Here is a 20,710-nt window from a genome sequence, read left to right on the forward strand (position 1 = left end):
CTACACCACCGTCAGTGGAAGGGAACGCCGCTCTTCGAACTCGAACGTGACGCCCTGGCTGAACTTGGTGACCTCCACCTCGGGCGAATCCTTGACCACCGTGTCGGTCTTCTCGAATTCAGCGGTCCAATCGTCGGCGGTGCCGGAGATCCGCACCACGATATGTGGGTCGACGGCGGTGGCGATGGCCTGCAACGGCCCTGGGGATGCCGGGGAGCACAGCGAGACCCACGACGCGTCGGCATGTGACGGCGACGGGTGGACGTGGAGGCGGCCGCCTTCGACTTCGGCGACGACGTAACCGATGGGGTTGAACAGCGGGTGCAGTTCGAGCACCTTGGCAAGTCCGTCGAAGTCGTTGGGCAGCTTGAGGGCTCGCTTGATCCTCTCGGTCGCCACTCCCGCGATGCCGATGAGCTGCTTGGTGCAGATGTCGGTGGCCAGCTCGGTGTTGTCGCCGGCGCGGGCGCGTACCGCGATACCGAACGACAGGTTCAGCAGGTGCATCTGCAGCACCACTTCGTCGGCGATGCGCACCAGGGCGGAGTGGGAGAACGCCCCGAAGTCGACGTCAGACAGCAGCGGACCCGAATAGTCGCTCTGGCCTTCATCATTCGGATCGATTGGCGCGAGGTCCCAGTTGGCGGCATTGGTCTTGGCCACGACGTCCAGCGCCGGGATGCTCGTCACCTCGGGATAGGACTCGTCGATGATCACGGTCCACGCACAATGCGGCGAACGATCCGCGGGGACACGCGGCGGCCGGTGGATCGGGCGCACCTGCGCTTTGGCGTTGGTGGCCACGGCGGTGGCGTCGAAGGTGGGGTCCTCGATGTCATGGCACATGCCCTTGACGTAGTCGGGGCCCATCGGCTCGACGTCCAGCAGGGCGCCGCAGTGGTCGAGGTGGAACTCGCCGTGCCAGCGGTCGTGGACTGTGTAGCGGAAGTCCATGAACTGCGGCGGGGCGCCGATGTCGAGCTGCAGACCCTTGAAGATGGTGATGATGTCGGTGCCCTCGTACTTCAGGGCCTTCTGCATGCGCTGGGTGTAGAGCGGGCTGGCGCCGGCCCACTCCTCGATGGCGATCTGCAGCATCTCGGGCCGGCCGAAGGACTGAATACACCAGGCCATGCCGGAACGATCGATCATCTGCCCAATCAGGAGCAGTTCGGGTACGAGGATGGCAAGTTCCGCCCGGGACAACTGGGCGTAACGGCTGAGGGGCTGGCTCATAGCCGAAACATAGTCATGTCAATGTTATAAAGTCAACGATGTGAAGGCGCTCGGCACTCCTCCCACCCGACAAACCCAGGCGCCACGCAAGCGGGGCGATGACACCCGGGCGATGATCATCAACGAGACGGTCCGATGCGTGGTCGAGGAGGGATTTCCCGCCGCGACCGCCAAGCATGTCGCCGAGCGCGCCGGCGTCACCTGGGGCGTCATCCAGTACCACTTCGGCGACCGCAACGGTCTGCTCATGGCTGTGGTCGACGAAGGCGTGGCCGGGTTGCTCAAGAGTCTCGGCGAGGCCGACGTCGCCGATCTGGGGTTACGGGAACGGATTGAGGTCGTCGTCGATACAGCGTTCCGCTGTTACAGCAGCCCGACATCTTTGGCGGCCTTCGAGATTCTGCGGGCCACCCGAGGCACGCACGGCGACAGCGCGAAACGGCACCTCCTGGAGATCAATTCGGCGATCAATCAGCTCGGCCGACTGATCTCCGATGATCCCGTTGTGGCGGAGGTTATTTGGTCGTCGCTGCGCGGCATGGTCCTGGTCGAGATGATCGTCGACTTGCACTTGGAGTGGCAGCGCGAGCGTCAGCTACTGGTCGACATGGTTACGAAGTACCTGCAGGGCTGAGCCCGCGCACAGCCGGCGGCCCCTGTCACACCCAACGGTGCGACGTGTCGACCGTCACACGTCGTTCGACATCCGAGCTGGGAAAACGTTGCGCTGTAGGCAATCTCACACGGCCAAAGTTGATTTACACGAAATTAACAAGAACGATCAAGGGGTTCCTCTGGTCAGGCGATCCCTGATTGGTGGACGTCGATAGCAAATACGCCTCTGTAGAACCGGGGGCCATCAAGGAGTTGAGAACAGTGTCGATTGCGCAGTTTCGCAACGATATGAAGCGGGCCATGACCCGTCGCCGCCTGTACGCGCGCATCAATGCGCTGCCCCCTTCAACGGTGCGCGAGGAGCTGGTGGCCATCGCCCAGCGCTACGAAGACGCCGGTCGCTGACCGTCTTCTTCCTTTTCCGGGAACAGTTTTCGCATGATCGCACCAGCGACAATGCCGACGACGATCAGGGCGATACCCACCCCAGCGGAAAGTGAATCGCTGACCCACCCGGCGATCCCGATGCCGATGACAAAGCCGGGAAGCCAGTCCAGCAGCTTGCCGAATGACGGTGGGGTGTCCGATGATTCGGCGGTGGCGGCCAAGAATCTCGCCCGCGCGTAATCGGGATAGAACTCGGTGATGGCGACGGCGACCAAGGTGACCGCCAATTGCACGATCCAGCCGGTCCAGAAGTTGTCGCCGTCGTGCAGCACCACATCACCGAACGAGCCAACGAGCGTGTTGATCAGGAAGGCGCCGGCCCACACCGCGGTCAGGATGTAATTGACGCGGACGAACAGCGGGCTGTTCCAATGCTCGGGGTCGACGGTGTCGCGCGCGTAGGCAATCGTGAAGGGCTTCCGGATCACCAGGGTCACCAGAATGTAGGCGGCCAGGGAGCCGTTGGTGATCTCACCGGCCCACAGTTCCATGGTGCTGATCAGCGTCGGCGAGCCGACGATACCCAATCCGACGAAGACGGCGAACACCACCGCACCGAAGACTTCAAGGGAATGGACCTTGATGCCTCGGCGGCTGCCCGCCCACATCACGATGAGGGTGAGGGTCAGTGCGGCAGCCGCGGACTGTCCGAAGCGGCCGGGTCCGGACATGATTCCCATGAGGACCCACGGGGCGATGCCGGAGAACGGCGAGCGCAGGAACCCGTCGATGAAGTTGGTGTTTTGCACCGTCGCATCGGGGCCGGCTGCCTCGGGCTGGTCGGGTCCCGACATCGGCCGCTCCTGATCGTTGACATGCCCCCCGGGCTGGGAACATTGTCACCGGGACAACTCGCCCCGTCGACACTTTCGGTGTGCTGCAATGACCGGCATGGCTGATGCGGACGCAATCGAAGCAATCAAACAGGTGAAGTACCGGTACATGCGGGCGCTGGACACCAAACACTGGGATGACTTCGCCGACACCCTGACCGAGGACATCATCGGTGACTACGGGTCCTCACTGGGCGAGGAGCACCACTTCACCAACCGTAAGGATCTGGTGGAGTTCATGGAGAGGTCGATGCCGGCCGGTGTGCTCACCGAGCATCGCGTCACCCATCCGGAGATCTCCGTCGACGGCGACGAAGCCGAGGCCATCTGGTACCTGCAGGACCGGGTGATCGTGCCCGAGTACAACTTCATGTTGATGGGGGCGGGGTTCTACCGCGACCGCTACCGCAAGACAGCTGACGGCTGGAAGATCAGCAAGACCGGTTACGACCGCACCTACGAGGTGACGCAGTCGACGGAGAACCTGAACTTCACGGCAACGCCGGGCAAGGCTGTCGCCACCACTTAGCGGCCGACCGCCGAGCGTGCGGCCTGTCGGTGAAGATCGTTGACGTTGTCGACGACAACCCCCACCCTCGGCGCGTTACTTAGCGACGGCGATCAGCGCACCGGGTTGTAGCCATCGCATGATCTTGACCAGGGTGTCGTCGTCGAGGGAGACGCAGCCAGCGGTGGGGCCGCCGTCGGTGGTGTGGACAAAGAAGGCACCGCCGTTGCCGGGGACGCGGGCCTTGTTGACGCCCATGACGATGGCGTGGGCGTACTGCGGGATGAAGAGGTTCTCGGTGCCGCTGGCCGGGTTGGTGTCGAACGCGCAGTCGGCCTTCTTGCAGACCTGCATGGTGTTGTACGTCGGGCTCTTCATGTCGCCGTCCCACCAGTGGTCCGGAGTCACCTGGACGTACTGAAGGCCGCCGCCCGGGTTCGGCTTGGTGCCGAACGCGAAGTCGAGGGTGAAGATGCCCATCGGCGTTTTCGATTCGCCGTCGTGGGATTGCGGAACCATACCGTTGGCGCCGACGTGGGTGGGGACACCGACGAGGACAGGCTGCCAGCCGTTGGCGCCGCGCTGCCAAACGTCCATCTTGGCGGTGGCGCCGCCGGTGCTGACGACGGACAGGACCTGGGTGGCGTTGCCGACGTTGGCCTGGAACCACGGGGTTTCGGCGTGGCTGGGCGGGGCTGACGACAGCGCCAGGAGTGCCGCGCTGAACGCAGCACAGATCGAAACGACGGTTCGGCGCATCGATTCATGGTGTCTGTCCGGCTTCGTGCCGGTCAAGTCAAGGTTGAGCATCGGTTGGGTCTGGGCCAGCTAACGATGCGTGGACAGCTGGGGTGATTTGACGTCAATCTCAGGTGCACGTGAACTGCGTGTACGGGCTGGTCGGAGCGGGTATTGCAGCTGTTGGTGAATAGCGCTCCGGCAAACGCAAGGGATACCATTTTTGACATGTCACAAGCGCCGTACGGACCCGGGCCTGCAGGACCAGCTCCGTGGCAGGGACCATCGCCTTCGAGTGGACCGTCGCGGGTGCCGACCATAATTGCCATCGTCATCGCAGTGATCGCGATTGCGGTCGCCATCGGTGCGTGGTTCCGGCCGATACCCAAGCCTGAGGCTCCCGCGGCCAAGACGTACAGCGAGCAGGAAGTGGCTGACGCGAAGAAGGCTGTTTGCGATGCGTTTGACCGGGGTCAACGAACATTAGATGTCACTGGAGGCAAGGTGGGCGCAAATCCCAGCGACTCATTTACCGTGGCCGTGAATTCCCGAGTTGCGATCGGAACTATTAGTACCTATTGGAGATCGACACTTCAACAGCACCCCGCCACCCCTACTGATTTGGCAAATACTCTAAGTTCGCTTGCCGATCTATACGAGAATATATTGCTCACGCAGCTAGCTGAAGGAAACCGCCCAGATCTCGACGCTCTGTACGCGTCAGCTGACAACTCCGTGCCGAAAATGACCCAGGCATGTAAATGACAGACCTGCCTCCCGGCGAATGGTCGGCCTTGCTAGTCGGGCATCAGTGGCCAGGGCTGTCCACCCTAGGTGCGCTAACAACCGCATCTATGAACCGCGCTAACCTAGGCTCTCAACTCGAGGCTTACGCGCAACAGCTATCTAACACGCTCTGGGGCCCCCTCGCAGGGCAAGAGGGCGTGACGGCTGAAGACACACGCGAGGCATTCCAACGAGGGATAGCTTCCGCCCGCGAACTCGGTCAAAGGAATTTAGACAAAGGCCGCGCTTACGGATCAGCGAGAGATGCTGTGAATGAATTGCGAATCGAGCTTTCGACTACCGCAGCGGACGGGAACGCGGAGATTCAAAGAATCCAGCAATCGAAGGATCCTGCACCGCTTAAACTGACGAGCATCATTAAGGCAGTAATTCGCGCGCAGACTGAGGCGAATACCAAGGCAGGCAAGCACGCGGAAACCATTTTCAATGCAGTGCAGGACATGTTGAAGGCCTCAGGGGAAGACATACCCGCCAGAGAATTCGCAAAATCCCAAGGCCTCGATCTCAGCGGCCGCTTCAACTCCCCGAATGAGGATGCGATTAGCAGTGCGGTTAAAACCCATCTTGATGGAACGAAGGGCGAACCGAACTCGATCGCCGGTGACGGAAACGCGATGAGCCACTTCAACAACAGTGGCACGCAGGAACTGCAGACAGGTAGCTCGGGTCTGCCGGCGCCCGCCTCGCAGGGAGGCAACCCACTCAGCGGCGGCGAGGAACCGGGTCCTGCCGTAGCACCAGCGCCTGCAGCCGCCAATGTGCCTCCTACCAACTCAGCAGCGAAGGCCTTCGGAACGTCCGAGACAAGGCCTTCGTCTGGTTCGAATGCTGCGGTGCCTGGCGTAGGTGCTGGTTCACCTTTGTTCGGCGGTTCTCCAAATCTCCCGACAGCGGGTACAGGGACGGGTGGTTCCGCGCCATCAGCAATTGGATCAACTGGCAGTCTGACCCAGTCCTCGCTCCCCTCCGCCCCAACCAACCCCCTCTCCCCTGAAGGCTTCGCCCAGAACTTCAATTCCGGTGCGCAGACGGGCAATCCGATGGCGGCTGGCACTGAAGGACTGTCCGGCAGCGCCGCGCACGCCATGCAGCCGCAGGCGCCAATCCACCCCGAGAGCATGGCCGCACCGCCGGCGTACACATCGCCGACAGCCGGAGCGCCGCTCTTCGAAACAGCCCACCCCGCAACCAACTTCGATACCGCCCAGGCGCCCGTCGCTCCCCCGGCCGACACCACTCAGCCTTATGTCGCCGCACCCACCTCCCAAGCAGCCCCTCTCATGCCATCGACCGCCGCCCCTGCGGCACCCGCAGGCCCACTGCCCGCCTACGGCGCAGACCTTCGCCCAGCCGCCGCCACTGCGCCCGCGAGCCCCGCCCCCATGCCGTCGGCCGCCGCCCCGGCGTCCGCACCCGTGCACCCCTCCAACGCCAGCCCGCTCAATCAGCCGGCCGTCGTCCGCCAAGCACCCACGACACCAGGCCCGGTCGCCCACGCACCCACGGGCGTTACCGAAAGTGCCGTCGCCGCGGCCGGCACCGGCGCGGTGGCCGGAGCCAGCGCCGCGCAGACCCAAGCCCAACAGCGCCTGCAGCGCCTCCTCGACGCTGTCGCCCGTCAAGAACCCCAGCTGCGCTGGGCAATCGGCGAACGCGCAGACGGCACCACCGTCCTGACCACTGACCTCGCCAGCGGCTGGATCCCGCCACACGTCGAGATCCCTACCGGCATTAAAGTGCTCGCCCCCCGCCTCCGCACCCGGACTCTCGAAGCGCTTCTCGGCGAGACCACCCTGACCACCGCCTACGCCCCCGGCCAATACCTGCCGCCCGCCGAGGACACTGAACCCACACAAATGTCCATCCGCGCACGTGACACCGACGAGGTCGTCGAACTCGGCTGGGAACTCGCCCAAGCCACCAAATGGCGTGACGGGCTACCCCGTCTGGCCCACACTCTGGCCAAAGCCGCATCGACCGGCACGGGCTATCTGGACTCCGAAGTCGAGCTGCTGCGCGAACATCTCGCCACCGTCGCGGGCCAAGTCCTGAGTGACTACCCCGATCATTCCGACGTCGCTAAGGTCGGAAACTGGCAGCTGCTGGCGACCATCGACGCGCTCATCAAGAACGAAAAGACCGCCGCCAATTACCACTTTGCGTGGTTCCAGGCCTTGAACCTGGCACTGAAGGGAGAGGTGCACCCATGAGTGGTGGACAGCTCAACGCAAACGCGAGCGACTACCTCGCAGCCAACGGCATGAACCTGGCGCCGCCGCCCATCACTTCTGATCCGCTGGTCGCCGGCGTGACCCCCATCGAACAGCTGCTGCGAGTACTGGGACTGGCCGCCAATCTCGGTGACCCCAAAGACAACAGCGAGAGCACCGAAGAACACGCCAAGCGCGATTCCAAGACCGCCGAAGCGGCAGCCAAATTCCCCGCACAGGACGAGCAAGCCGGCGCGGAGATGAAAGGTGTTGCCGGACAAGGCCAAGCAGACCAGATGGCCCAACAGCTCCCCCAGATGGCCTCCCAGATCGCCGGCGCTTTAGCCGGGGCGATGGGAGGCGCGCTGCAGCCCCTGGCCCAGATCCCCCAGCAGGTCGCCCAAGGCGCCCAGCAGGCCATGCAGGCGGGCATGGGCATGATGCAGCAGGCCGGTGGCGCCTCAGCGCAGCTCGACAAGGCGAGCCTGACCGATCCCCTGGGCGAATTCGGCGAGACACCAGGCGAATTCGGCGCCGGTGGTGGGGGATCGGCTGGCGGCGGTGGCGGCGGAATCGGCGGCACCACACCGACCGCGATGCTGGGCCCGCCTCCCGTTCCCTCGGCCGGTACATCGCCGTCGTCAGCCAATACAGCGATGCCGCCGCCACGGATGGCCACGCCGGCCTCAGCTCCTGCCGGCGGTATGGGCGGCATGCCCATGATTCCGCCCGGCGCGATGCACGGCGCCGGCGGCTCAGAGAAGGATGCCAAGCCCGACACCAAACGGGTGTCCGTCCCGACAGTGAAGAACGGTGCACCGGTTCAAGGTCGCATCACCACACCTCCACCGGCCCCTCAAGTCACCAAGAAGGTCGACGGCAAGCCAGTCGCCACCAAACGCATCCTGCTGCCCAACAGCAAGCCCGACGACGAGTCTGCTGGCGACCCCAAGTCCTGAGCGAGCTACTCGTTCTTGCATCGCATGGTGGGCTAATGGAGTGAATTGACCAGCAAGCGAACCGTAGTACCCTCGATCTAGCAGCTAACATGTCAGGGGGTGTGCGGTGCAGGTCGATGTCGGTGAGATGCGCGCGGGCGCAAACCGGTCGTACAGCGCGGCGGCGTTGGCGATGGAGGGTGCTGACCAGCTGAATCGGGTCGGCGGCGGCGTCAGCATCTTCGGCGGTTTCCCGGCGGCGGAATCGTTTCATGGTGCGCTGTCCGAGGCGGACAGCAATCACATTCAACGATTGCGCGAGCACGAAGATCACCTGGGGGTGCTCGGCGACAAAGGACACAAGACCGCGTCGGTGTTCCTCGCCATGGAGGAACGCCACGCCGAGGCCTTGCGTTCGGTGCAGTGACCGAATGCCCGAGCCTGACCCACATCAGCATCGGCGCCCTCATCGGAGAAGCCGGGGGCGATCCGTGGCAGGTCGACACCCTGAATACCGAGTTGCACTACCTCGACGCACTCATCGATCAGGCACTGACCCATGATCAGGACACCTCGGCGTTGGAGGACAACGCGATCTCGATGACCTCCAGCGCGCTGCATCAGGTCGAGGCCCTTCGTGATGACTACGGCGCCAAGCTGGAGGCGTCGTTGACTGACCTGCGCGCCAAAGACGAAGCACTCGTCAACAGCAACGGCCCCATGACCCAGGAAAAAGCCGACGCCACAGCACGTTTACGCGACTTCACCACCGCAACCAACCCAGCCGCCGACCCCGACGCCCGACGGCTCGCCGGCGAACGCCTCGATGATTTCAGGATGGCGAACTTCGTCGGACCACTCCCCAAAGATCCCATCCTCGGCGGGGATGCCCGCACGCGAGCCCGCAGCAGGCTAGACCTGCAACGCCAACTGCAGCAAGGGCGCTACGGCCTGCCCGATGTCGGCTGACCAGGCCACGCAGGCGCTGGACGACGGGGAGCAATTCGGGCGGGCCACGGCGGTACGGCAGGCCATCAAGGCTCTCGTCGGCCAGGGAATGTCTCCAGAGGGAGCGGCAGAGGTAGTTAAGCACCTCACCGAGTACGGCGGCCTGACGATGACAGGCGCCGAGCGATACGGCGATAGCGTTCCGGGAGGACGGCACGCGCTACCAAGCGTTCTGTCCGCCGAAGATGCACGAGCGCTCAGCAGAATCGCTGGGCATATCAGCAAGGTTGGCGACGCGATTCAACTCGGACTTGCGGTGAACGACTGGGCCCACGGCGGAAGCAATGAGGATCTTGGTGCGGCAACGGGTTCCGTCCTGGGAGGCGCGGGCGGAGCATGGGCGGCTGGCACCGCTGCTGCCATGTTCACCGACCCATGGACGGCAGCCACGGTCGCGGTCGTCGGAGCGATCGTGTGCGGCAAAATGGGCGAGCAGGTAGGTGGGGGAATCGGCGGTCTATTTGACCCCTCCTACGCCGGAGGCGGAGGGAAAAGCTGGTGAGAAAATGACCCCGCAGAGCAACATGCTGTTGGTGTGGCTGGCGTTCGCCGCAGTCGGGATTGGCCTACTCGGCAGTACACGCGCGCCGTGGAAATCCCACACGTTGTCACCAGATTCGATTGAGCGACGTTTCTACTGGATTGGATGCTCTACCGGATGCGTCCTGCTCTTTTTCTCCCAGATACCGGATTGGTCTCGTGGCCTCTTCGGCGGGGTGGCGGCAGGGCTGGCATTGACCGCGATCGCGTTTCTCCGCTCGAACCATCTCAAGGTGGGCGGAAAGATATATGCCGCCTTCGATTTTCTGCGCCGCCCGGATCGTCCACCGGCGCTCGGCACCAAGGATCCGCAGTGAGGCCCGGAAGTGCACGTCGGGCATTAGGCATTCGATGTGGTCGAAGACCATCCGAAGGTCGCTATCCGATGCGCACAGCAATCACGTTCAGCGGCTTCGGGAGCACGAAAATCACCGCGGTGTTCCTCGCCATGGAGGAACGCAACGCCGAGGCCTTGCGTTCGATGCAGTGACCGACTATCCGAGCCTGACCCACATCAGCATCGGCGCCCTCATCGGAGAAGCCGGGGGCGATCCGTGGCAGATCGACGAGACGATGCAGAGCGGGGATCCCGGTGCGATCGCCGATCTGGGCCGCGCGTTCTACAGCGCCGGCGCCTGCACCGCCGAGACCTATGCCGAATTCGCCCAGGCCCAGACGCGGTTCCGGGCGTCGTGGAATCGGGACAACGACGAGCACCCGATCAACGACAGCGCCGAGGTGCAACGCGCCACCACCCGACTGATGGTTCAACGCGACCAGTTGCCCGCGATCGGCGCGGACCTGTCGACCATCGCCGCTAATCTTGCTGAAGCCCAACGGTTTTCCAGCCTGCAGATCGACACCCTGAATACCGAGTTGCACTACCTCGACGCACTCATCGATCAGGCACTGACCCATGATCAGGACACCTCGGCGTTGGAGGACAACGCGATCTCGGTGACCTCCAGCGCGCTGCATCAGGTCGAGGCCCTTCGTGATGACTACGGCGCCAAGCTGGACGCGTCGTTGACTGACCTGCGCGCCGAACACGGCTACGACCCCGCCCCCATCGAGGATGTCGACGGCGACGGCCAACCCGACACCGCGCAGCGCGGCCGAGAATCCACCGACTACTACGACGCCAACCAGCGCGCCAAAGACGAAGCACTCGTCAACAGCAACGGCCCCATGACCCAGGAAAAAGCCGACGCCACAGCACGTTTACGCGACTTCACCACCGCAACCAACCCAGCCGCCGACCCCGACGCCCGACGGCTCGCCGGCGAACGCCTCGATGATTTCAGGATGGCGAACTTCGTCGGACCACTCCCCAAAGATCCCATCCTCGGCGGGGATGCCCGCACGCGAGCCCGCAGCAGGCTAGACCTGCAACGCCAACTGCAGCAAGGGCGCTACGGCCTGCCACCGATGACAGCTGACCAGGCCACCCAGCAGCTCGACGAGTGTGAACAATTCGGACGCGTTGTAGCCGTGAAGCAGGCGATTTTCGCTCTCACCAGTCAAGGCATGTCCGAGGATGGCGCCAAGCTGGTGATTCGCGACTTAATTCATCGAGCACGCGACCTGGCGAACAGCGCCAGTCTTCCTCTCAAGGGCGTCGAAACATACGCAGATGGAGTGCCTCAAGGGGGCCACGCCAAGCTGACTGATCTGCTGTCGCCGGAAGACGCGAGAATATGGGGCCCCATCGCGAAGTACGCCGGCACGGCGGGAGACGCGTTGCAACTTGGGATCGCAGTGAACGACTTTCGTCACGGTGGGGACAACAAGTACGAAGAGCTCGGTAGCTCCACCGGCGGCGTTTTCGGCGGCGCGGCGGCCGGATGGGGTGCGGCAGCACTGGCTGGGTCGTTTACTGGTCCATGGACGACGGCCGCAATCGTCGTCGCAGCCAGCTTCCTCGGCGGCCTGGGTGGCGAAAACCTTGGTGGCAGGATCGGCAGTTATTTCGATCCCAGCATGGCTGGCGGCGGCGGAAAGAGTTGGTAGGAAATGCAGCAACTGTTCGGATGGACCGCCCTTGTCGCCCTCGCGACAGGCACGACGCTCAGCATGTTTCCGCTCTGGAAATCTGCGACCCTCTCGCCCGACTCGATTCAGCGCCGGGTGTGGTGGACCGGCTGCGCGGTGACCTCGATTTCATTGTTCTTATCTCAGTTGCCGTACTGGCAAGGTGGGCTCTTCGCGGCAATCATGACCGCAGTAGCCCTGTTCTTTGTTGCCGGCTTCTGGACCAACTTCATCAAGATCCACGGCCGCGTCTACGGCGCGTTTAGCCACAACCGCCCTGACCGATTGCCCGCGTTGGCTCAAGTTGACGAAGACCAGGATGAGTGAGTCCTTGCGCTGCAAGGCACAGCGGTTCAATAGCGTGGGCCGCATACACACCAGTAAAGCCATCGGGTCCGCAATGAGGCTGGAAGATCACTTCGGACATTCGGCATCCGCAGTGATCGATGGCCCGGCGGACAGTGCACTGTGCGACGGTCGGCAAAGCCGGTGTCGGCTGGCGAGCCGAAGTCCCTACGCGGCTACGTTGGGTTGATGACATCGCGAAGCTTGCTCGAGGGTCAGGGCATCCGACAGATCACCGGCGGGCTGGGGACGCTGGACCGCGAGGTGTTCGAGGCAGTCGCCGAATCACCGACCGCACTGCTCGACAAGGCGATGCCACTCCTGACCCGCGCCGCCGATCACTCCAAGCTGTGGTTCGCCATCGCCGCTGCCCTGGCCGCGACGGGATCTCCCTCGGCACGGCGCGGTGCCGGCCGCGGGGTGGTCACCCTGGCCGTCACCAGCCTGGTGACCAATCAGGTCGCTAAACGCGCGTGGAAGCGCCCCCGGCCCAACACCACCAGGGTGCCGCTGGTGCGGCAGGCCCGCAGGATGCCGACCTCGAACTCGCTGCCGTCCGGACACTCGGCCAGTGCGGCCGCCTTCGCCGTGGGGGTGGGCCTGGAGAATCCGCCGCTGGGGCTGGGTCTGGCGCTGCTGGCGGGCCTGGTGGGTCTGTCGCGTGTGGCCACGGGGGCGCACTATCCCGGCGACGTGTTCGCCGGCTTCGGTATCGGGGCCGCGATCGCGGTGCTGGGCGGCCGGCTGGTGCCACCCATCGTGCCGGCCAAGTTGCCGACAACCGAGCCGCTGACCATCGAGACCCCCGAGCGCCCCGAGGGCGACGGCGTCGTCCTGGTGGTCAACCCCGCCTCCGGCAGTGGGAACGGCGCACGAGTCATCGACGAGGTCCGCGAGAAGCTCCCGAAAGCTGAGATCGTCGAACTCGGCGAGAACGACGACCCCGAGACCGTGTTGCGGGCGGCCGCCGAGCGCGCCGAGGTGCTCGGTGTGGGCGGCGGCGACGGCACGGTGGCGTCCGCGGCAGCGGTGGCCGTATCCGCAGGGCTGCCGCTGGCGGTCTTCCCCGCCGGCACGTTCAACCACTTCGCCAAGGACATCGGCTGCGACACTGTCGAGCGCACCGTCTCGGCCATCCGCTCGGGCAGCGCGTCCTATGTCGATCTGGTCTGTCTCAACGACGACCAGATGGTGATCAACACCGCGAGCATCGGCGCCTACCCGCGGTTCGTGCGCACCCGGGAGAAGCTCGAGCACAAGATCGGCAAACCGCTGGCAGGCATGTACGCGATGCTGCACACGCTGCGCAGCGAGACGCCGGTGCGCATCCGCTACGACAACAAGACGCTCGAAACGTCGTTGTTCTTTCTCGGCAATTCTGTATATCTCCCATCAGGTTTCGCGCCGTCGCGGCGCACCCGGATGGACGACGGGCTCATCGACATCCGCATCCTGGAAACCGGTCGGCGGTGGAGCCGGTTGCGTATTCTCACCGCACTCGTGCTGGGCCGCCTGGAACGCAGTCCTCTTTACCACGAGATGCAGGTACCGGAATTCTCCTTCGAGGCGGTCGACGGACCGACCCCGCTGGCGCGCGACGGTGAGGTCGGCGACACCTATGACCACGCGAGCTTCACTGCCCGGTATCGGGTGCTACCGGTCTTTCGTCCACTGAAGTGATCCCGCGAGGCGGCGCCAGCCGCAGGCACAGCAGGTAGTAGAGGTAACCGAGCGCCCATCCGGCCACCACGTCGGAGGGGTGGTGCACGTTGAGCACCACCCGAGCCGAGCCGACCAGGACGACCAGCACGCCACCCAGCACCGCCAATGCTGTCCGCCATCTGGGGGCGAGGCTGGCCCACAGCACCGTGAGCAGGGCCAGCACACCGACCACCACGCCCAGAGCGTGCCCGGACGGAAACGACGTCGACGAGCCGTACACCAGCGCCGTCGACGGTCGTGGCCGGCCGGCAAGGTACTTGGCACCCTCGGCGAGAGCCCCCATCAACCCGATGCTGACCACCAGAAACACCGCCGTCGCCACGTTACGGCGAATCAAAGCGACGATGACGAGCACGAGCGCGATCACCCGAAATCCGTTCGGCCCGAACACGGTGCAGAACACGTCCCAGAACGACACCCACCCCGGGTGCGCCACGCCGATCTTGTGGAATGTCTGTAGCGACTGAGTGTCGACGGTATCCAGCCAGGCCCAGTTCTGGGCATAGCCGACCCACATCGCCGCGTACACCAGCACGGCGACGACAACCGATGCGACCAACCAGGATTTTCTCGACGTCATCCCTACTTCAGTACCACGTGATCCGGCCCGGTCTTGCGGGTGGCCGTATTCCTGCGCCGGTGGTTTGGAATCGGCAAGCTTCCGCGCGAGATGCGCGAGCAGTTCGAGGGCGAAGGCATCATCTATCTGGCGGAGTATGTCCCGGTGAGTCGTCGGTTCAGCGGCCAGCTATCGCTGACCGACAAGGTGGACATTGCGAGTACCGCACAATCCGTAACTAGCGCCGATCGATTCCGGCTGTGGATAACCCTTGTACGGTGTGCCGGGTGTAGGCACGGTCACTCGGCGGGGCAAGCTAGACCCCACGAACCGAACGGAGGCATCCCGCGTGAGCCAGCCGCACCGCGACAACCTGCTGATCGTCCACTGGCATGACCTGGGCCGTTGCCTGGGCGTCTACGGATATCCAGGGGTGTCGAGCCCACGCCTGGACCAGCTCGCCGCCGAGGGCATCGTGTTCACCCGCTCCCATGCCACCGCTCCGCTGTGCTCCCCCTCGCGCGGCTCGCTGTTCACCGGCCGCTATCCGCACAGCAACGGCCTGGTCGGCCTGGCCCACCACGGCTTCGAGTACCGCGCCGGCGTCCGCACGCTACCCCACATCCTGCACGAACATGGCTGGTATTCAGCGCTTTTCGGAATGCAGCACGAAACGTCGTTCCCAGTTCGGTTGGGGTACGACGAGTTCGACGTATCCAACTCGTACTGCGAGTACGTCGTCGAGCGGGCGCAGGAATGGCTGACCGAAAGCGCGCCGATAGAGCGGGGCACTCCGTTCCTGTTGACCGCGGGCTTCTTCGAAACCCACCGCCCCTACCCCCGCGACCGCTACGAACCCGCCGACAATGCCGACGTCGACGTCCCCGACTTCCTGCCTGACACCCCAGAAGTGCGTGGTGACCTCGCCGAGTTCTACGGCTCGATTGCCGTCGCCGACGCCGCGGTGGGCCGACTTCTCGACACGCTCGCCGAAACGCGGCTCGACAATGACACGTGGGTGGTGTTCCTGACCGACCACGGCCCGGCGTTCCCCCGCGCGAAGTCCACCCTCTACGACGCCGGCACCGGCATCGCAACGATCATCCGCCCGCCGCGCCGTCTACAGCACAGCCCACTCGTCTACGACGAGCTGTTCAGTGGCGTGGATCTGCTACCGACTCTGCTGGAGCTGGTCGGCATCACCCCAGGCGGGGATATCGAAGGGCTGTCCCATGCCGGTAATCTTCTTGCACAGCAAGGCAATCCGGTCGAGATTCGCGATCACGTCTATACCGAGAAGACCTACCACGACTCCTACGATCCGATCCGGGCGATCCGCACCAAGAAATACAGCTACATCGAGAACTACGCGCCGCGACCACTGCTCGACTTGCCGCTGGACATCGAAGAAAGCCCATCCGGCCAGGCGGTCGAGCCGTTCATCAGCGGGCCCCGCCCGGCACGCGAGTTGTACGACCTGGAAGCCGACCCCGCCGAGTTGACCAATCTGCTCGACGCCGACGAGACCGGCGAAGCCGAGAAGATCGCCGAAGATCTTGCGGTCCGGCTCGATGAGTGGCGACGCAAGACCGGCGACGTCATACCCTCTGAGTTTGTCGGAACGCGGATCGCGGCCCGCTATACCGAAACGTACTTTCAGATTAATGGCCTGACCCTGACCAGCCGTTCCGCCATTGCTTCGGAGCGCGGGCTCGACGATGAAGTTGGTTCGCAGCAATAGTTTTCGTCACTCGGAGTTTATATTTCTGACGGCGGCGTCGCCGTCCAACTGCCATTAGGCTCAGCGCATGTCCGCTCAGCCGACCGCCTACCTCGTGCTCGCTTCCCAACGCAGCGGCAGCACGCTGTTGGTCGAGTCGTTGCGCGCTACCGGGGTGGCCGGTGAGCCCCAGGAGTTCTTTCAATATCTGCCCACCACCAGCATGTCGCCGCAGCCCAGGGAGTGGTTCGCCGATACCGACGACGAGTCGATCCTGCGGCTGCTCGACCCGATCATCGAAGGCAAGCCCGACCTGGCTCCCGCCGAGATCTGGCGGGACTACATCCGGACCGTCGGCCGCACACCCAACGGCATCTGGGGCGGCAAGCTGATGTGGAACCAGACATCCCTGCTGCTCAGCCGGGCCAAGGATCTGCCGGATCGGTCTGGATCGGGCTTGCTGTCCGCCATCCGTGACGTCGTCGGCAGCGAGCCGGTGTTGATCCATGTCTATCGCCCCGACGTGGTGTCGCAGGCAGTGTCGTTCTGGCGTGCGGTGCAGACCCGGGTCTGGCGTGGCCGCCCCGACCCGGTGCGGGATGCCAGGGCGGAGTATCACGCCGGGGCGATCGCCCATGTCGTGCGGATGTTGCGCGCACAGGAGGAGGGCTGGCGCACGTGGTTCCTCGAAGAGGACGTCCAGTACCTCGACGTCCCCTATCCGGTGTTGTGGCGCAATCTGACTGAGGTCGTCGCGCAGGTTCTCGAAGCGATGGGCGAAGACCCCCGGTTGGCACCGGCACCCGTCCTGGAACGCCAGGCCGATCAACGCTCCGATGATTGGGTTGACCGCTACCGCGCCGACGCGGAAAGAGAGGGCCTGCCGACATGACCGCGGATACAAGCACCGTGGACACCACCCACGTCGACGAATTGCGCTTGTTAGAGGCCGAATCCGTCCACATCATCCGCGAAGTCGTTGCCGAGCTACAACGCCCGGTGCTGCTCTTCTCGGCCGGCAAAGATTCGATTGTTCTCTTGCGGCTTGCCGAGAAGGCATTTCGGCCGTCAGCGCTGCCCTTCCCGGTGCTGCATGTGGACACCGGGCACAACTTCGACGAAGTCGTCGAGTTCCGCGATCGCCGGGTCAATGGCGAAGGGCACAAGCTGATCGTCGCGTCGGTGCAGGAGTCGATCGACACCGGCCGGGTTGCCGACCCGGGTCAGGGCGAGTCCCGCAACCGCCAACAGACCCGCACCCTGCTCGATGCCCTGGAGGCGGGCGGATTCGATGCCGCATTCGGCGGCGCGCGACGCGACGAGGAGCGGGCCCGGGCCAAAGAACGAATTCTGAGCTTCCGCGACGAGTTCGGCCAGTGGGATCCCCGAGCGCAGCGCCCCGAGCCCTGGTCGCTGTACAACGGCCGGATCAAAAAGGGCGAGCAGGTTCGGGTGTTCCCGCTGAGTAACTGGACCGAGCTGGACATCTGGCGCTACATCGAGTTGGAGAACCTCGAGATCCCCTCCATCTACTTCGCCCACGAACGGGAGGTCTTCGAACGCGACGGCATCCTGCTCGCGGTGTCCGACTACGCCCAACCCCAGGGTGACGAACGCTCCGCGGTCGAGTGGGTCCGCTATCGAACGGTCGGTGATCTGACAATCACTGGAGCCGTTCGTTCCACAGCCGCAGGAATCGCCGGCGTGATCACCGAAATCTCCGCGGCGACGGTATCCGAGCGCGGCGAAACCCGCGCCGACGACCGCACGTCGGCGGCCGCCATGGAAGACCGTAAACGCGAAGGCTATTTCTGATGACGACGGCGACACGTCAGCTGCTGAGGATCACCACCGCTGGTTCGGTGGACGATGGAAAGAGCACACTGATCGGCAGGCTTTTGCACGACACCGACAGCCTGCCGCTCGACCATCTTGAGGCGGTCACCGACGAAGAAGGTGTCGCCGATCTGGCCGCGCTGTCCGACGGTCTACGCGCCGAACGTGAGCAGGGCATCACGATCGATGTTGCCTACCGGTTCTTTTCGACCGACACCCGCAGTTACATCCTGGCGGATACCCCCGGTCACGAGCGCTACACCCGCAACATGTTCACCGGTGCGTCCAATGCGCACGCGGCGATCCTGCTCGTCGATGCCCGCGCAGGCGTTCTCCGGCAGACCCGACGGCATGCCCGAATCGCCAAGCTCGTCGGCATCAAGCACTTCGTGGCCGCCGTCAACAAGATCGACCTGGTCGGATTCGACCAATACCGGTTCAGGGAAGTCGAAGATCAGTTGCGGCAGTTGGCCTCTCGCCTTGGCGGCCTCGATCTGACGGTCATCCCGATCGCTGCCAAGCACGGCGACAACGTCGTGCACCGCTCCCCCGAGACACCGTGGTACGAAGGTCCAACTCTGCTTGATTACCTCGAGCGTGTGGAGCTGACGGCACCGCAGGCCGAGGCGAGCTGGCTTCGGCTGCCGATCCAGTGGGTGTCCCGGCCAACCGCCGATCAGCGCCGGCGCTACACCGGACGGCTGTCGGGCGGCACGCTGACGGTCGGCGACCCTGTCGTCGCACTTCCGTCCGGTACCCGCTCGGTGGTGACCGCCCTTGACGCCCTGGATGACGAACGTACGATAGCGGTTGCGCCGCTGTCGGTTTCGGTGGAGCTGGCCGACGATATCGATGTGGGTCGCGGCGATGTCTTGGTCAGCGGTCTCGACGAGCCACACCTGCCGACACTGGCGCGCGAACTCGATGCCACTGTCTGCTGGTTCACCGATACACCGCTGCGTGCCGGGGACCGGGTTGCGCTCAAGCAAGGCACCGGAACTGTGCGGGCCACTGTCCAGGCCTTGCACACGCGACTGGATCCGGAGACTCTCGACGAGCTGGACGGCCCAGTTGAGTTGGCCATCAACGACATCGGCTCGATCACCCTGCGCACCAGTTCGATCGTGGTGGCCGACCCCTACGTCGAGGACCGCGACAACGGCGCGTTCATCCTGATCGACGAGTATTCCAACGACACCGTCGGCGCCGGCACGATCCTAGAAGCCCGCGAGGTCAAGCCGGGGGAACAAACCCGCAACGACATCAAATGGCATCCGTCGTCGCTGGACCGCGACTATCGCTGGACAGCAACACAACAGCGAGGCGCGACGATCTGGTTCACCGGTCTCCCGGCCTCAGGCAAGTCCACGCTCGCGGTGGCTGTCGAGCGTGCTCTGGTCGAGTCCGGCCAGGTGGCTTATCTGCTCGACGGCGACAACATCCGCCACGGGTTGTCAGATGATCTGGGCTTCTCGGCCGGCGACCGCGCCGAGAACATCCGCCGAGTCGGCCACCTGACGAGGTTGTTCGCCGACTCCGGGGTCATCGCTCTCGCGTCGCTGGTGTCACCGTTGAAGTCGGACCGCGACATCGCCCGGGCCCTGAACAACGCAGCCAAGCTGCCCTTCATCGAGGTGTGGGTCGCGACGCCGGTAAGCGAGTGCGAGAAGCGCGATCCCAAGGGCCTGTACAAGCGGGCACGAGCCGGTGAGCTCACGGGGTTGACCGGCGTGGACGGCCCCTACGAGCCACCCGATTCCGCCGATCTGGTGGTCGACACCACCGGGGCGGATATCGATGACCTGGTCAAACAGGTGCTCACCGTGCTCGATGAGAAAAGTCAGCCGCCCACCTGAGCGACCACGAAGATCCGGCGGAACGGGAAGTACGTGCGGCCGTCGGGTTGAGGCGGGTACGCCTCGTCCAGCAGCGGGATCAGTTCTCCGCGGAACTGCTGCCACTGAGCGTCGGTCAGCTGGTCGCGCACCGGGGTGAGCGCGGTGCCGGTGATCCACGTCAACACCGCGTTCTCTCCGCTGAGTTCGTGGAGGTAGGTCGTTTCCCAGGCATCGACCGCGCAGCCGGCGCCGGTGAGCAACTCGGCATATCGCATGGGGGTTTCGACGATGTCCGTGGTTCGGAACCTGAAGTCACCCAACACCTTTGACCACGGATCCTGTTCGGCCAGCCGGCGTATGGCCGCGTGGGACGGCGCATCGAAGTTGCCGGGGACCTGAACCGCGATCCAGGCACCGGGCTCCAGCAGGCCTGCCCAGCTCACCATCAGCTCGGTATGCCCGGCGATCCATTGCAACGCCGCATTGCTGAACACGACGTCAGTGCCCGGTGGCGGTGTCCACGCCGCGATGTCTGAAAGCTGGGCGTCGATACCGCGCTCGCGGGCGGCGGCCACCATCTCCGGTGAACTGTCCACGGCCTGCAGCACGGCATCCGGCCAGCGCTGGGCAAGCTGCTCGGTGAGATTGCCGGGCCCGCAGCCCAGATCCGTCACCCGACGCGGAGACTCGGCCCCAATGCGCGCGAGCAGATCGAAGAACGGCCGTCCGCGCTGATCGGCGAACCTGAGATACGTTTGCGGATTCCACATGTCGCCACT

General features: G+C 64.4%; 21 protein-coding genes and 1 pseudogene. 17 read left to right on the forward strand and 5 right to left on the reverse strand.

The window, feature by feature from the left end:
* A complete protein-coding gene (locus tag G6N38_RS08705) occupies positions 1-1,236 on the reverse strand; it encodes a hypothetical protein (protein WP_163747161.1) in 1,236 nt (411 codons plus the stop codon).
* Positions 1,237-1,276: 40 nt separating this feature from the next.
* On the opposite strand from G6N38_RS08705, the gene G6N38_RS08710 reads away from it, so the two are divergent.
* On the forward strand, positions 1,277-1,870 hold the full coding sequence (locus tag G6N38_RS08710) for a TetR/AcrR family transcriptional regulator (RefSeq protein ID WP_163747162.1): 594 nt from the start codon (positions 1,277-1,279) through the stop codon (positions 1,868-1,870).
* A 242-nt stretch (positions 1,871-2,112) separates the two neighbouring features.
* Positions 2,113-2,256 carry a hypothetical protein gene (locus G6N38_RS30205; protein WP_094477751.1) on the forward strand — a complete coding sequence of 48 codons (144 nt, stop codon included), beginning with the start codon at positions 2,113-2,115 and terminating at the stop codon, positions 2,254-2,256.
* Here G6N38_RS30205 and G6N38_RS08715 read toward each other — a convergent pair.
* Entirely contained in the window at positions 2,235-3,092 is an 858-nt protein-coding gene (locus tag G6N38_RS08715) for a DUF3159 domain-containing protein (protein WP_179968497.1), read from the reverse strand. The two genes, G6N38_RS30205 and G6N38_RS08715, sit on opposite strands and share 22 nt — an antisense overlap.
* Positions 3,093-3,180: 88 nt before the next feature.
* Here G6N38_RS08715 and G6N38_RS08720 point away from each other — a divergent pair, with 88 nt between their 5' ends.
* Entirely contained in the window at positions 3,181-3,660 is a 480-nt protein-coding gene (locus G6N38_RS08720) for a nuclear transport factor 2 family protein (RefSeq protein ID WP_163747163.1), read from the forward strand.
* A gap of 75 nt (positions 3,661-3,735) precedes the next feature.
* Here the strand turns inward: G6N38_RS08720 and G6N38_RS08725 are convergent, their stop codons facing one another.
* Positions 3,736-4,398: a L,D-transpeptidase family protein gene (locus G6N38_RS08725; protein ID WP_163747164.1), complete on the reverse strand. Its 663-nt coding sequence runs from the start codon at positions 4,396-4,398 to the stop codon at positions 3,736-3,738.
* A 1,826-nt stretch (positions 4,399-6,224) separates the two neighbouring features.
* Between G6N38_RS08725 and G6N38_RS08730 the strand changes: the two genes are divergently transcribed.
* The 9 genes from G6N38_RS08730 to G6N38_RS08770 all read left to right on the forward strand — a co-directional run bounded on the left by G6N38_RS08730 (position 6,225) and on the right by G6N38_RS08770 (position 13,936).
* Positions 6,225-7,394 (forward strand): DUF5631 domain-containing protein, encoded by a 1,170-nt coding sequence (locus G6N38_RS08730; RefSeq protein ID WP_163747165.1) that lies wholly within the window; start codon positions 6,225-6,227, stop codon positions 7,392-7,394.
* Positions 7,391-8,353 carry a hypothetical protein gene (locus G6N38_RS08735; RefSeq protein ID WP_163747166.1) on the forward strand — a complete coding sequence of 321 codons (963 nt, stop codon included), beginning with the start codon at positions 7,391-7,393 and terminating at the stop codon, positions 8,351-8,353. Before G6N38_RS08730 ends, G6N38_RS08735 begins: the two co-directional genes overlap by 4 nt.
* 106 nt (positions 8,354-8,459) lie before the next feature.
* Positions 8,460-8,759 carry a DUF2563 family protein gene (locus G6N38_RS08740; RefSeq protein WP_163747167.1) on the forward strand — a complete coding sequence of 100 codons (300 nt, stop codon included), beginning with the start codon at positions 8,460-8,462 and terminating at the stop codon, positions 8,757-8,759.
* Positions 8,756-9,301 carry a putative alpha/beta hydrolase gene (locus G6N38_RS08745; protein ID WP_163747168.1) on the forward strand — a complete coding sequence of 182 codons (546 nt, stop codon included), beginning with the start codon at positions 8,756-8,758 and terminating at the stop codon, positions 9,299-9,301. The genes G6N38_RS08740 and G6N38_RS08745 overlap by 4 nt, the downstream gene beginning before the upstream one ends.
* A complete protein-coding gene (locus G6N38_RS08750; protein WP_163747169.1) occupies positions 9,291-9,842 on the forward strand; it encodes a hypothetical protein in 552 nt (183 codons plus the stop codon). The genes G6N38_RS08745 and G6N38_RS08750 overlap by 11 nt, the downstream gene beginning before the upstream one ends.
* Positions 9,843-9,846: 4 nt before the next feature.
* Entirely contained in the window at positions 9,847-10,197 is a 351-nt protein-coding gene (locus G6N38_RS08755) for a hypothetical protein (protein WP_163747170.1), read from the forward strand.
* 169 nt (positions 10,198-10,366) lie between these two features.
* Positions 10,367-11,890, forward strand: coding sequence for a putative alpha/beta hydrolase (locus tag G6N38_RS08760; protein ID WP_163747171.1), 1,524 nt, complete (start codon positions 10,367-10,369; stop codon positions 11,888-11,890).
* 3 nt (positions 11,891-11,893) lie between these two features.
* The gene (locus G6N38_RS08765) at positions 11,894-12,238 is read left to right on the forward strand and encodes a hypothetical protein (protein ID WP_163747172.1); all 345 of its coding nucleotides are present in this window, start codon (positions 11,894-11,896) and stop codon (positions 12,236-12,238) included.
* A 207-nt stretch (positions 12,239-12,445) separates the two neighbouring features.
* A complete protein-coding gene (locus G6N38_RS08770) occupies positions 12,446-13,936 on the forward strand; it encodes a bifunctional phosphatase PAP2/diacylglycerol kinase family protein (protein ID WP_163747173.1) in 1,491 nt (496 codons plus the stop codon).
* On the opposite strand, the gene G6N38_RS08775 is transcribed toward G6N38_RS08770, so the two are convergent.
* The gene (locus G6N38_RS08775; RefSeq protein ID WP_163747174.1) at positions 13,890-14,558 is read right to left on the reverse strand and encodes a phosphatase PAP2 family protein; all 669 of its coding nucleotides are present in this window, start codon (positions 14,556-14,558) and stop codon (positions 13,890-13,892) included. The two genes, G6N38_RS08770 and G6N38_RS08775, sit on opposite strands and share 47 nt — an antisense overlap.
* Before the next feature lie 39 nt (positions 14,559-14,597).
* Between G6N38_RS08775 and G6N38_RS30635 the strand changes: the two are divergent.
* The 5 genes and pseudogenes from G6N38_RS30635 to cysC all read left to right on the forward strand — a co-directional run.
* Positions 14,598-14,723: pseudogene (locus tag G6N38_RS30635) on the forward strand (hypothetical protein); the annotation flags it as partial.
* Between the two features lie 163 nt (positions 14,724-14,886).
* Positions 14,887-16,278, forward strand: coding sequence for a sulfatase family protein (locus G6N38_RS08780; protein WP_163747175.1), 1,392 nt, complete (start codon positions 14,887-14,889; stop codon positions 16,276-16,278).
* A gap of 67 nt (positions 16,279-16,345) precedes the next feature.
* A complete protein-coding gene (gene stf0, locus G6N38_RS08785; protein WP_163747176.1) occupies positions 16,346-17,149 on the forward strand; it encodes a trehalose 2-sulfotransferase in 804 nt (267 codons plus the stop codon).
* On the forward strand, positions 17,146-18,072 hold the full coding sequence (gene cysD / locus G6N38_RS08790; RefSeq protein WP_163747177.1) for a sulfate adenylyltransferase subunit CysD: 927 nt from the start codon (positions 17,146-17,148) through the stop codon (positions 18,070-18,072). Before stf0 ends, cysD begins: the two co-directional genes overlap by 4 nt.
* Positions 18,072-19,949, forward strand: a complete 1,878-nt coding sequence (gene cysC, locus G6N38_RS08795; RefSeq protein WP_163747178.1) for a sulfate adenylyltransferase subunit CysN — start codon at positions 18,072-18,074, stop codon at positions 19,947-19,949. Before cysD ends, cysC begins: the two co-directional genes overlap by 1 nt.
* Here the strand turns inward: cysC and G6N38_RS08800 are convergent.
* A complete protein-coding gene (locus G6N38_RS08800; protein WP_163747179.1) occupies positions 19,934-20,701 on the reverse strand; it encodes a trans-aconitate 2-methyltransferase in 768 nt (255 codons plus the stop codon). The two genes, cysC and G6N38_RS08800, sit on opposite strands and share 16 nt — an antisense overlap.
* Between the last annotated feature and the right edge of the window lie 9 nt (positions 20,702-20,710).

It is taken from the genome of Mycolicibacterium helvum (assembly GCF_010731895.1).
Lineage (GTDB): Bacteria > Actinomycetota > Actinomycetes > Mycobacteriales > Mycobacteriaceae > Mycobacterium > Mycobacterium helvum.